The organism is Amycolatopsis sp. (assembly GCF_036008905.1).
Taxonomy (GTDB): Bacteria; Actinomycetota; Actinomycetes; order Mycobacteriales; family Pseudonocardiaceae; genus Amycolatopsis.
In genome coordinates this window covers 1-12,728 of the sequence record NZ_DASYMU010000250.1, presented here as the reverse complement: position 1 = coordinate 12,728, position 12,728 = coordinate 1, and the positions used below count along the sequence as shown (strand labels likewise).

Sequence of the window (12,728 nt, the reverse complement as noted above, 5' to 3'; positions counted from 1 at the left end):
GATCAGCGTGCCTCTCCGGAGAACCAGCGTTGCGGTGCCGGCCGGAGGTTCTGGTAGATGTGCTTGGCCTCTTGGTATTCGGCGAGCCCGGACGGGCCGAGCTCACGGCCGAAGCCGGACTGCTTGAAGCCGCCCCACTCGGCCTGCGGCAGGTACGGGTGGTAGTCGTTGATCCACACCGTGCCGTGCCGCAGCTTGTTGGCGACCCGCTGCGCGCGCGAGGCGTCGTTGGTGAACACGCCACCCGCGAGGCCGTAGTGCGTGTCGTTGCCGATGCGGATCGCGTCGTCCTCGTCGGTGAACGTCTCGACCGTGAGCACCGGCCCGAAAGCCTCGTCCCTGACCGGGCTGGTGCCCTGTTTGACGTCGTCGAGCACGGTCGGCAGATAGTAGTGCCCGCCTGCCAGGCGCTTGTCGTCGGGACGCTTGCCCCCGGTGCGCAGCACGGCGCCTTCGGCCAGCGCGGCGGCCACGTAACGCTCGACCTTTTCGAGATGTGCGGCGGAGATGAGCGGGCCGGTCTCGGCGTCGGTGTCGAACGGCCCGCCGAGGCGGATCAGTTCGGCGCGCCGGACCAGCTCGTCGACGAACCTGTCGTGCCAGTCCTCCTGGACGATCAACCGGGCCCCGGCGGAACAGACCTGTCCCGAATGCAGGAAAGCCGCTGTCAGCGCGTAGTCGACGGCCGTGTCGAAATCGGCGTCGGAGAACACGATGTTGGGGTTCTTGCCGCCCAGTTCGAGGGCGACCTTCTTCACCGTGGCGGCCGCGGTGGCGGCGATGATCCGCCCGGTGACCAGGCCACCGGTGAACGAGACGAGGTCGACGTCGGGATGCTCGGACAGCGGCGCACCGGCATCCGGCCCGGCGCCGAGGACGAGGTTCGCGACGCCGTCCGGCAGGCCCGCTTCGGCGAGCAGGCGCATGAACAGGATGGACGTGTGCGGCGTGAGCTCGCTCGGCTTGAGCACGAAAGTATTGCCCGCGGCGAGTGCTGGTGCGATCTTCCACACGGTCTGCAGCAGCGGGTAGTTCCACGGCGTGATCAGGCCGCAGACACCGACGGGCTCGTACACGATCCGGCTGAAGGCGTCGGGGTTGCCGGTGTCGACCACGCGGCCGGCGTCGTTCCCGGCGAGCTTGCCGAAGTACCGCAGGCAGGCGGCGATATCGGCCATGTCGTATTCGCTCTCGACCAGGCGCTTGCCGGTGTCGAGCGACTCCGCGCGGGCGAAGGCGTCCTTGTCGCGGTCCAGCAGGTCCGCCGCGCGCAGGAGCAGGTCGCCGCGCCGGGCGGCCGGAGTGGACGGCCATGGCCCGTTGTCGAAGGCCGCTCTGGCGGCGGCGATGGCCGCCTCGGTGTCTTCACGGTTGCCTTCGGCCACCTCCGCGACCAGTGAACCGTCCGCCGGGCAGCGGATTTCACGAGTTCTACCGGATCGTGAAGCGACCCATTCGCCTCCGATGAAGAAGTCCGCCATCAACCCTCTTTCCGTGTCGTTTTCGTCGCGATCAATGGCTGATTATTGCCCTGGACGGACCAGCCCGCTACTCGCACCGGCGACGGGCCGACACGGTGCGTCCGGGCCGGGAATGTGACAGCGACCAAGGGGAACGGCTCGGCGACGGCGGTCTCCGTAGACTGTGCGGACGACCCCGGGAGATCGCGGGCGAGGCGACAGGCGAGGTGGAGTGTGACGATGCTGGAGTCCGTACACGGACCGGCTGACCTGAAGCGGATGGACCAGGCACAACTCGAGCGGTTGGCGCAGGAGATCCGGGACTTCCTGGTCGAGAAGGTCCGGCTGGCGGGCGGTCATCTCGGGCCGAACCTCGGGGTGGTGGAGCTGACCATGGCTCTGCACCGCGTGTTCGATTCGCCCAGTGACGCCATCATCTTCGACGTCGGCCACCAGGCGTACGTGCACAAGATCGTCACCGGTCGCGCGGAGGGCTTCGACAAGCTCCGCCAGACCGGTGGCGTCACCGGGTACCCGGCGCGCGACGAGAGCGAGCACGACTTCGTCGAGAACAGCCACGCGTCGACGGCCTTGTCCTACGTGGACGGCCTGGCGAAGGCGTTCGAGCTGGCCGGTGGCGGACGTCACGCGGTGGCTGTCGTCGGCGACGGCGCACTGACCGGCGGGATGTGCTGGGAAGCACTCAACAACATCGCGGGGGACCGGTCCCGGCCGGTCGTCATCGTGATCAACGACAACGGCCGCTCGTACTCGCCGACCATCGGCGGCATGGCCGACCACCTCGCGTCGCTGCGGCTCAAGCCCGGCTACGAGCGGTTCCTGTCCGGCGGGCGCGACATGCTGCAGCGCACGCCGATCGTCGGCAAGGCGATCTACTCGGTCCTGCACGCCGCGAAGGCCGGGATCAAGGACGCGCTCAGCCCGCAGATGATGTTCTCCGACCTCGGCCTGAAGTACCTCGGCCCGGTCGACGGGCACGACCTGGAGGCGCTCGAAAAGGCGTTCCAGAGCGCCCGCGACTTCGGCGGCTCGGTCATCGTGCACGTGGTGACGGAGAAGGGCCACGGCTACGAGCCTGCCGTCAACGACATCCACGACCAGATGCACCAGACCGACCCGATCGACCCCGAGACCGGCCTTCCGCCGATCAAGGGGCCGAGCTGGACGGGCGTGTTCGGCGAGGAGATGGCGGCCATCGGCGCGGAGCGTAAGGACGTCGTGGCGATCACCGCCGCGATGCTGCGCTCCACCGGGCTCGCGAAGTTCGCCGAGGAGTTCCCCGACCGCTGGTTCGACGTCGGCATCGCCGAGCAGCACGCGGTGACGTCGGCCGCCGGGCTCGCGATGGGCGGGATGCACCCCGTCGTGGCGATCTACTCGACGTTCCTGAACCGCGCGTTCGACCAGGTGCTGATGGATGTCGCGCTGCACAAGCAGCCGGTGACCCTCGTCCTCGACCGCGCCGGGATCACCGGCCCGGACGGCCCGAGCCACCACGGCATGTGGGACCTGTCGCTGCTCGGGATGATCCCGGGCATGAAGGTCGCCGCGCCGCGGGATGCGTTGACCCTGAGGGAAGAACTGCGCGAGGCTGTGTCCATTTCGGACGGTCCGTCGGCGTTGCGGTTCTCGCGTGGCGGGGTGATCGATTCGGTGCCCGCCGTCGAGCGGATCGGGACTGTCGATGTGCTGCGGCGTCCGGGTGCCGAGGCTGAGGCGGATGTCCTGCTGATCGCTGTCGGCGCGTTCGCGACTTTGGGGCTCGCGGCGGCGGATCGGCTGGCGGATCAGGGGATCGGCGTGACGGTTGTCGACCCGCGGTGGGTTGTGCCGGTGCCGCCTGAGTTGGTCGCGCTGGCTTCGCAGCATCGGCTGGTGGTCACTGTCGAGGACAGCGGGCGGCATGGTGGGTTTGGTTCCGCGTTGTCGGCGGTGTTCCGGGACGCTGAGTGTGATGTGCCGCTGCGGGATTTGGCTGTGCCGCAGGAATTTCATGAGCTTGGGACTCGGGACGAGGTTCTCTCGCGACTTGGGCTGACGGCGCAGGATGTCGCTCGGCGGGTCACGGAGTGGGCTTCGACGACCTTGGTCACGACTCGGGAGCCCGCTACCAAGGATTCATAAGACGCTATGAACGGACCGTTCCTTGCGTTTCCCGCAAGGAACGGTCCGTTCATAGCGTTTGGGGCGGCCACGAGATGTCGACATCTCGTGATCTCTTAGTCGCTAAGAGATCGCCATATGTCGACAGATGGCGGCCTGGGCTGGGCTTGGGCGTGCAATGAACGGACCGTTCCTGGCGTTTCTTGGTAGGAACGGTCCGTTCATTGCGGTCCTGAAGGCGAAGCGTCTAGATGGCGCGGGCGATGGCGATGGAGCCTGCCAGGCGGGCGCCGGCTTCGTAGAACATGTACTCCTTGCCGTTTTCGGTGCCGAAGGACGGGGCGGCGCAGCGGCCGCCGTCGGGGACACCGGTAAGCGGGGTGTGGAAGACGCCCAGGTGGTTGCGCTTGGTGAAGTCGTTGCCCACCTCGGTGATCAGCATGTTGCCGCCCGCCTCGATGTTCTCGTGGTAGACGACGTACGTGCTGTTGTTGCGGGTCACCACGTGCGGGGCACCGATGTCGCGCGCGCCGACGTCTTCGGGGCGGATCAGCGGGGTCTGCGAGAAGGTCCAGTTGCGGGCGTCGGTGGACCAGCCCCAGCCGATGGTCCGGCGGTTGGTGGCGTTGTTGATCATGAACACCATGACGTACCGCGCGCCGTTGGGCAGGTTCTGACGGAAAACCCTGGCATAGGAGCATTCCGTGGTCCCGGCCGGCAGCATCCCGGCGTTCAGCACGACCTTGTCGTAGGTGAAGTTGAGACCGTCCTTCGAGCGTGCCAGCCGCGTGGTGGTGTTCTCGCCGTGGAAGTACATCCACATCTCGTTGACGTCTTCGTTCCACAGCACGTGGGTGGACGAGACATGGCTGACGTTGTAATGCGGCGCCCAGTCCCGCTTGACGAAGGGGTTGCCGGCGTACTCGGTGAACGGGCCTTCCAGCGTGTTCGCGTAGGAAACGCACAGGCCGCCGGGCGCGTCGTGCGGCGCGTAGTAGAGGTAGTACTTGCCGAGGGGGTTGCTCACCCGGCCGGACATGCCGCGGATGCACGGGAAGATCAGCTCACCGGTGGGATTGTACTTGAGTTTGCTCTTGTCGAACGCCGTCCGCACGAACTTGTACGTCGGGAATCCGGGCGGGGCCGCGATAGCCGGGGTGGCGGTACCGAGGCCCAGGCCGATCGCCGCGGCGGTGACGCCCAGCCCGGCGGCCCCTCGCAGGGCCGTCCGGCGTGAAAGTGGATGTTCGATGCTCATCTCGCGCTCCCTGCGACGGTGGAGTGGCGCTAGCTCAGGCCGCCAGTCTTGGCACGCCCGATCCAGGTCGTCAATGGGCTAATACGTATTAGTAGGCGCTCTGAGCCGAACATGACCAAATCGGACAGAAAGATTGACTTGCGCCGGATGCGGATTCAACCTTGCCCTAATCCGCATTAGCTCCGGAAGAGGCAATCAGATGGCAAGAGGGCAGCTGCCCAGGCAGGCCGACATCGCTCGGGTGGCCGGCGTTTCGCAGGCGACCGTTTCGGTCGTTCTCGGCGGCAATCAGGGCGGCGTCCGGCTTTCCGAGGCGACCCGGCAGCGGGTCATCGAGGCCGCCGAATCGCTCGGGTACGTCCCCGACCCGGTCGCGACCCGGCTCGCGTCCTCACGCAACAACCTGTTGGGGCTCTACACCTTCACGGCCACGTTCCCGACCGACGTGGCCGACTCCTACTACCCGATCCTCGTCGGCGTCGAAGAGGGCGCGAAGGATCTCGGGCAGGATCTCATCCTGTTCACCGGTTCGAGCACCAAGACCCATGACGACGCCAGCATCCGGCGGACCAGGCTCGCCGACGGCTGCCTGTTCCTCGGCCGTCACGTACCGACCGAGTCGATCGAACGGCTTCTCGACAGCGGGTTCCCGTTGGTCTACATCGGACGCCGGGCCGAGCTCGGCGGCCGGATCCCTTATGTGGGCGCGGATTACGTGGCCGCGTCGGCGCTGATCATCGCCAAGCTGGCCGAGCTCGGGCATCGCGGCATCCGTTACGTGCGGGAGCACGACAACGCGCCGTCGTCGGCCGACCGTGAGCGAGGTGTGCTCGAAGGTCTCTCGGCCGTCGGGTTGTCCGCCCGGGACGTCGTGGTCCGCACGGACGGGACGGATCTCGGGTCGGAACAGATCCACGCGTGGCGGCGCGCCGGGGTCACCGCGGTAGTGGTCGAAGAGACCGACACCGGCGCGGCTTTCGACGCGGTGACCGGGGCGTTGTTCGCCGCGGGACTTTCCTGCCCGGCGGATCTTTCCCTCGCCGTGCTCGGCCGCCCGCCCACGCGTATCGGACCCGGCCCGGTGATCACCGGATTCGAAGTGCCGCGGCGCGAAATGGGGCGGCGTGCGGTGCGCCTGCTCGCGGAGCTCGTCGCCGCGAAGGGCGAACGTCCCGATCCCCATCAACTGCTGGAATGTCCGCCGGTCGATGGGCAAACCCTCGGACCGGCTCGATCTCGCTGAGTTTCCCTGATCTTGAAGAAAGGCACGAAACGTATGACGGAACGCGCAACCGAGATCCTCGTCGTCGGCGGCGGTCTCGGCGGGGTCGCCGCGGCGCTGGCCGCGGCTCGCGCCGGGCACAGGGTCGTCCTCACCGAGGAGACCGACTGGATCGGCGGGCAGTCGACGGCACAGGCCGTGCCGCCCGACGAGAACCCCTGGATCGAGCGCTTCGGCTCCACCGCGAGCTATCGCGAGTACCGCACCGGGATCCGCGACTACTACCGCAGGCATTACCCGCTGCGAGCCGAAGCCCTGCGGATCGCCGACCTGAACCCGGGTGCGGGCCGCGTCAGCAAGCTTTGCCACGAACCGCGGGTCGCGCTCGCGGTGCTGGAAGCCATGCTCGCACCGCAGGTTGCTTCCGGACGCTTGACCGTCCTCTTGCGACACCGTCCTATCGCGACGGAGACCACCGGTGACGTGGTGGACGCCGTCGTCCTCACCGACGAGAACGGCGAGCGGGTCGTGATCCGCGCGGAGTACGTGCTCGATGCCACCGAGAACGGCGACCTGCTGCCGATGTCCGGGGTCGAGTACGCCGTCGGCGCCGAAGCGCGGAGCGAGTACGACGAGCCGCACGCACCGGACAAGGCTGATCCGGGCAACCTCCAGGGCTTCACGTATTGCTTCGCGATGTCCCACCACAGTGGACAGAACCATGTGATCGACCGGCCGCCGATGTACGACTTCTGGCAGTCGTACAAGCCGGACTTCTGGCCCGGCCCGCTGCTCGGTTTCCTCGCGCCGGATCCGCGCACGCTCGAACCCGTCGAGCGGACCTTCGTCCCGAACCCGGACGTCGACCCGCTGGCGATCAGCGCCGACCAGAGCGCGGACGCGGGAGACAAGGAGCTGTGGGGTTTCCGCCGTATCCTCGCCCGCGGCCTGCACCAGGCCGGGGCGTTCGACTCCGACATCACGCTGGTCAACTGGCCGCTCAACGACTACTGGCTCTCACCCGCGCTGGAGATCGACGGCATCGCGGACGCCGACGCGGTGGCGAAAGCCCACTACGAAGCCAAACAGCTGTCGCTTTCGGTCCTGTATTGGTTGCAGACCGAGGCACCGCGCGTCGACGGTGGCACCGGTTTCCCCGGTCTCCGGCTGCGTCACGACGTCACCGGCACCAAGGACGGGCTGGCGAAATCGGCCTACGTCCGCGAGTCGCGGCGTATCCGCGCGGAGACCACGGTGACCGAGCACGACGTCTCGCTCGAGATCCTCGGCAAGCGTGGCCGCAAACGGCACCCGGACTCGGTCGGTATCGGCAGTTACCGGATCGACCTGCATCCGTCCACTTCGGGCGATGGCTATGTCGACGTCGCGAGCGTCCCGTTCGAAATCCCGTTCGGCGCGCTGGTGCCGGTGCGCAGCGAAAACCTGCTGCCCGCGGGCAAGAACATCGGCACCACCCACATCACCAACGGCTGTTACCGGCTGCACCCCGTCGAGTGGAACATCGGCGAAGTCGCCGGTCAGCTCGCCGGTTTCGCGCTGCGCAACGGCGTCCCACCCCGCCAGGTGCGCTCCGACGAGAAGCTGCTCGACGAGTTCACCCGGCTGCTCGACCAAAACGGTGTCGAACGGCACTGGCCCGAAGTCCAGGGTTACTAGCCCCCGAAAACTGGAGGTGTCCGCAATGACGCACCACCCCAGACCCGCCGGCGTCCGGATCGGCATCGATGTCGGCGGAACGTTCACCGACGCGGTCGCGGTCGACGCGCAAACGTTTGCCCTGCTGGGTCAGGTCAAAGTACCGACCAGCCACGACCATGCCGACGGCGTCGCGCACGGAATCCTGCTGGCGCTGGAGAAGCTCCAGGCCGAGACCGGGATCGACGCGTCCACGGTGTCCTTCCTGGCCCACGGCACCACTCAGGCGACCAACGCGCTCCTCGAAGGTGACGTCGCCGTCGTCGGGATCGCGGGTATCGGCCGCGGGTTCGACTCGTTCGCGACCAAACGTTTGCGCTCGCTCTCGAAGCTGGAACTGGCACCCGGACGTGGCCTGCCGATCCGTTACGCGGCGGTCCGGCATCCCGAGGACGCGGTCGCGGTCAAGGAAGCCGTCGACAGCCTGCAAGCCCAAGGCGCCGAGGTGATCGTCGCCGTCGAGCCGTTCAGTGTGGACGATCCGCTCGGTGAACAGGCCGTGACGGCCGAAGCCAGGGCGCAGGGTCTGCTCGCCACCGCGACCCACGAGATCACCGGCCTTTATGGACTGTCCAAACGGGCCAGGACGGCGGTGCTCAACGCCGGGATCATGCCACGCATGGTCGAGACGGCCGAGCTCGTCGAGCGCAGTGTCACCGCGGCCGGGATCACCGCGCCGCTGATGGTGATGCGCGGCGACGGCGGCGTGATGTCGCTGCCGGAGATGCGTAAACGTCCGCTGCTGACAGCCCTTTCCGGGCCCGCGGCGGGTGTCGCCGGGGCGCTCATGAGCGAGAAGCTCAGCGAAGGCATCTTCCTGGAGACCGGCGGTACGTCGACCGACATCAGTGTCGTCCGCCGCGGCCGGGTGCAGGTGCGGCACGCCAAACTCGGCGGGCGCGAGACGTACATGCCCGCGCTGGACGTCCGCACGGTCGGCGTCGGCGGCGGCTCGCTGATCCGGATGAGCAAGGGTGCGGTCACCGAAGTGGGACCGCGCAGCGCGCATATCGCCGGGCTTTCCTACGCGTGTTTCGCTCCGGCGTCCGCGTTGGTCAACGTTTCGCTGGTGACGATCGCGCCGCGAGAGGGTGATCCCGCCGATTATGTGGCGATCGAAGCCACCGACGGCACCAAGTACGCCGTGACGGTCACGTGTGCGGCCAACGCGCTCGGTGTGGTGCCGGACGGGAGTTACGCACGGTCCGATGTGGAATCGGCGCGTCTGGCGATCCAGCCGCTCGCGACCGCGCTCTCGGTGTCCATTGAGGACGCGGCGAAATCCGTGCTGGAACACGCTGTCCGGCCGGTGCGAGCCGTGGTCGACGAGCTGATCACGAGTTACCGGCTCGACCGGGATTCGCTGGCGCTGGTCGGCGGTGGCGGTGGAGCGGCTGCCGTCACGCCGTTCTTGGGTCAGTCCACCGAGCTGGACTGGCGGATCGCCGCGCACAGCGAGGTAATCAGCCCGCTCGGCGCGGCGCTGGCGATGGTGCGGGAGTCGGTGGAGCGGATCGTGCCGCATCCGACCAACAACGACATCCTGGCCGCGCGTGCCGAGGCCGAGCAGGCCGTCATCGCGCAGGGTGCGGATCCGGCCGGGGTCGAGGTCGACGTGACTGTCGACCCGCAGCGCAACCTGATTGTCGCGATCGCCACCGGAGCTACCGAGCTGCGGGCGAAGGATCGTGCACGCGTGGCCGAAGAATCCGAAGTACGTGAGGAAGTCGCCCGCACTTTGGGTGTTGCCACGGGTGAAGTGCGGGACATCGCGGGGACCGCGCATCACCGTGTTCTCGGGGCGAGTACGCGACGGCCGGGGTTCTTGGGCCGGTTCTCGCCACCCGTCCGGCAGCTTCGCGTGGTCGACGGCGAAGGCGTGATCCGCTTGCACAGCAAGGGCGCGCATGTCGAAGCCATGACCGTCGGGGACGCGTCCGGCAAGCTGGCCGCGCTGGTCGACGAGCACACGCACGTCGGCGACGGCGGCTCACGGGCTCCGGCTGTCTGGCTGCTGGTGGGCCCGAAGATCGCCGACCTGTCCGGGGTGCTCGATCGGGACCAGCTGGTGGCGTTGATCGGTGCCGAACTCCGGACACGGGGTCCGGAAGAGGCGCTCGTGGCGATCGCCGAGGACCGGCGATGACCGCGCTGGCCCGCCGGTGCGCGGCACTGGCCGAACTGTCCGATGTGGACCTCGGAGCGAAGTTTCTCGGCGAAACCGCTACGCACGAAGGACGTTCGCCCGAGCAGCTTCGGGATTGGGCGCGTACGGCGCTGGAATTCGGTGACGAACTGGCGGCGCGTCCGGACTCGCCGCCGGACGTCGTCGTCCGTGAGAGCGAAGGCGGCGTCCGTGCCGACGAGGTCGTGCTCGCGGAGTACGAACATCGGCAGCACATCGTGACCGTGTACACCGACAGCCTCAAGCTGGTCGGGGAAATCGTCGCGGCGGCGGGCTGGGCTGACGACGTCACGCCCGAGGCGTTGCGGGAAGCCGTTGTGGCGCACGAGGTTGTACACCATCTGCTGCACGGGTCCGGTACGCGTGAGCTGAACAAGCGGCTGGGGCACACCGCCGCGCGGATCGGCCGGTTCCGCGTGCGCGGGCACGTCGTCGGCGCGGACGAGCTCGTCGCGCACCGCTATGCCCATCGCCGCAGTGGCCTGGGCCGTAGTCCGTTGCTGGTGACCGCGGCGCTCGCCGCGAAGTTCGGAGGCTGACCCCATGGGTATCGCGATTCTGGCCGTGATGGCCGTCGGCGTCGTGCTGATGCTGACCAGGAAACTCCCGACCGCGTTCGCGCTGGGGCTGATGGCCGTCGCCATCGCCGTGATCTCCGGCGCTTCGTGGCTGGGCAAGGACAACAGCGTCGCCGGGACCGTGCTGCAGACCGGCGCGTCGATGCTCGCGGCGACGATGATCGCCGTGCTGCTCGGCTCGTGGCTCGGCACTTTGATGGAGGACACCGGGATTTCCTCGACGCTGGTACGCAAGATCGTCGAGTTCGGCGGGGAACGGCCCGCGGTGGTGGCGCTGGGTGTCTACGCGGTGTCCATCCTTTGTGGAAGCGTCACCGGTTCGGCGGCGGCAGCCATGTTGGCCGGTGTGGTGGGTATTCCGGCGATGATCGCCGTCGGTGTCCGGCCGGTGGTCGCCGGTGGCACGATCCTGATGGGGCTCGCGACCGGGCTGCCGCTGGAGCTGATCGGCTGGCAGTTCCTTTCGGACGCGGTGAAACTGCCGATCGAGCAGGTGCGGGACTTCCAGCTGAAGGTCTTCCCGATCGCGCTGATCGCCGGTGTCGCGTACATCCTGATCGAGACGCGCAGGCGTGGCGCGCGGCACGCGTGGGCCGTCAAGGTGGGTGGCGCGCGGTCGGCGTCGAGGGTCAGGCGGGGCGACGCGTCTTGGTACGCCCTGCTGACGCCGGTGCTGCCGATCGTGCTGGCGCTGGGCTTCGAAGTGCCGATCATCCCGTCGCTGCTGATCGGGCTGGTGTACGCGCTGGTCACCACGACCAGGCCGGGGCAGCTGTCGGAGCGGGCGCTGCGCTCGCTGTACCGGGCGTTCGACATCGCCGCGCCGCCGATCGTGCTGTTCATCGCGATCGGGATGCTGCTGTCCGCGGTGAAACTGCCGGGCGCGGTGAAGGCGTTGACCCCGATCATTTCCTCGGTCAGCCCGAGCGGGCCGGTGCTGTTCATCGTGGTGTTCGCGCTGCTCGTGCCGCTGTGCCTGTATCGCGGGCCGCTCAACGTCTACGGGCTCGGCGCGGGTGTCGCGGGGGTGCTGATTTCCGGCGGGATCTACCCCGCGCCCGCTGTTCTCGGCATGATGTCCTCCTATGGACAGGTGCTCTGCGTTTCCGACCCGACCAGCACGCAAACCGTGTGGAGCGCCCAGTTCGCCGGCGTGCGGCCGGAGAAGGTGATGGTTTCGACGCTGCCGTACACCTGGCTGATGGCCATCGGCGCACTCGTGCTCACCGCGGTGCTGTACATCGCATGATCGAAGTGGCCTTCGCCGCGGCGGACGGAATCCAGCTGGACGGCGCGCTGCACCCCGCTTCGGGACCGGAGCGGGGTGCGGTGGTCATGGCGCACGGGATCACCGCGGACCGGGACGAGAACGGGCTGTTCGTCGCACTCGGTGCACGGTTGGCGGCGGAGGGTTTCACGGCGTTGCGTTTTTCCTTTCGCGGGCACGGAAGGAGCGGTGGGTCACCGCGCGGGATGAGGATCTCCGGGGAGTGCCTTGATCTTGAAGCCGCGATGGCTTATCTGGGTTCGGTGACTTCGTCACCACTGTCCCTGGTGGCTTCGAGCTTCGGCACGGTGTCGACTGTGCTGACGCGGCCATCGGTCGCCGGGCTGGTGCTGTGGAACCCGGTTCTCGACCTGCGGCGGACGTTCCTTGAGCCGGAGTCGCCGCGAGGGCTCGAGTTGTATGGCGCCGGGCCGGGGGAGAAGGGGTACGTGTCGATCCGCGGATTCGAGCTGGACGCGGGGTTGTTCGACGAGTTCGCCTGCCACGATCCCCGGGCGGCGTTCCTGCGCAGCGACATGCCGGCTTTGGTGATCCACGGGGATTCCGACCGGCACGTGTCGTACGAGATCGCCCGCGAGGCCGCGCTTTCCCGGCCCCGCACGGAGTTCCACACCGTGGTCGGCGCCGACCACGGCTTCCCCGAGGACAGGGAAGCCGTGGTGGAGAGGACCGTGGGTTGGCTCGGCTGGGTGGGTGGCTCGTGAGTGGCTACGAGTGTTCTAACACTCGTAGCCACTCACGAGCCACGCTGGGTCAGGGCAGGTAGGACTCGATGGCGTCGACATATTCCCCGGGGCCGGGCGTCGCCATCTGTCGACAGGTGGCGATCTCTAGTGCTTGTGGATGCGGCGGTCGTAGGAGACGGCATAGATGGTGCTGCGGGCGGTGAGGACGGGG

At 68.0% G+C, this 12,728-nt stretch carries 9 protein-coding genes; 7 read left to right on the top strand and 2 right to left on the bottom strand.

Features of this window, described 5'->3' with window-relative positions; all coding sequences use genetic code 11:
• Positions 1-2 precede the first annotated feature (2 nt).
• Positions 3-1,481, bottom strand: a complete 1,479-nt coding sequence (locus VGP60_RS39885) for an aldehyde dehydrogenase family protein (RefSeq protein ID WP_327553420.1) — start codon at positions 1,479-1,481, stop codon at positions 3-5.
• A 213-nt stretch (positions 1,482-1,694) separates the two neighbouring features.
• Here VGP60_RS39885 and dxs point away from each other — a divergent pair, with 213 nt between their 5' ends.
• Positions 1,695-3,605: a 1-deoxy-D-xylulose-5-phosphate synthase gene (dxs, locus tag VGP60_RS39880; RefSeq protein WP_327553419.1), complete on the top strand. Its 1,911-nt coding sequence runs from the start codon at positions 1,695-1,697 to the stop codon at positions 3,603-3,605.
• 226 nt (positions 3,606-3,831) lie between these two features.
• Here the strand turns inward: dxs and VGP60_RS39875 are convergent, their stop codons facing one another.
• Entirely contained in the window at positions 3,832-4,842 is a 1,011-nt protein-coding gene (locus tag VGP60_RS39875) for a hypothetical protein (RefSeq protein WP_327553418.1), read from the bottom strand.
• A gap of 199 nt (positions 4,843-5,041) precedes the next feature.
• Between VGP60_RS39875 and VGP60_RS39870 the strand changes: the two genes are divergently transcribed.
• The 6 genes from VGP60_RS39870 to VGP60_RS39845 are packed head-to-tail and all read left to right on the top strand — an operon-like array spanning position 5,042 to position 12,535.
• A complete protein-coding gene (locus VGP60_RS39870; protein ID WP_327553417.1) occupies positions 5,042-6,085 on the top strand; it encodes a LacI family DNA-binding transcriptional regulator in 1,044 nt (347 codons plus the stop codon).
• A 33-nt stretch (positions 6,086-6,118) separates the two neighbouring features.
• Complete coding sequence (locus VGP60_RS39865) at positions 6,119-7,741, top strand: FAD-dependent oxidoreductase (RefSeq protein ID WP_327553416.1); 1,623 nt, start codon at positions 6,119-6,121, stop codon at positions 7,739-7,741.
• 25 nt (positions 7,742-7,766) lie between these two features.
• Positions 7,767-9,926: a hydantoinase/oxoprolinase family protein gene (locus VGP60_RS39860; RefSeq protein WP_327553415.1), complete on the top strand. Its 2,160-nt coding sequence runs from the start codon at positions 7,767-7,769 to the stop codon at positions 9,924-9,926.
• Positions 9,923-10,504, top strand: coding sequence for a hypothetical protein (locus VGP60_RS39855; protein WP_327553414.1), 582 nt, complete (start codon positions 9,923-9,925; stop codon positions 10,502-10,504). The genes VGP60_RS39860 and VGP60_RS39855 overlap by 4 nt, the downstream gene beginning before the upstream one ends.
• Positions 10,505-10,508: 4 nt before the next feature.
• Positions 10,509-11,792: a transporter gene (locus VGP60_RS39850; protein ID WP_327553413.1), complete on the top strand. Its 1,284-nt coding sequence runs from the start codon at positions 10,509-10,511 to the stop codon at positions 11,790-11,792.
• Complete coding sequence (locus tag VGP60_RS39845) at positions 11,789-12,535, top strand: alpha/beta hydrolase (RefSeq protein ID WP_327553412.1); 747 nt, start codon at positions 11,789-11,791, stop codon at positions 12,533-12,535. Before VGP60_RS39850 ends, VGP60_RS39845 begins: the two co-directional genes overlap by 4 nt.
• Positions 12,536-12,728: the final 193 nt, after the last annotated feature.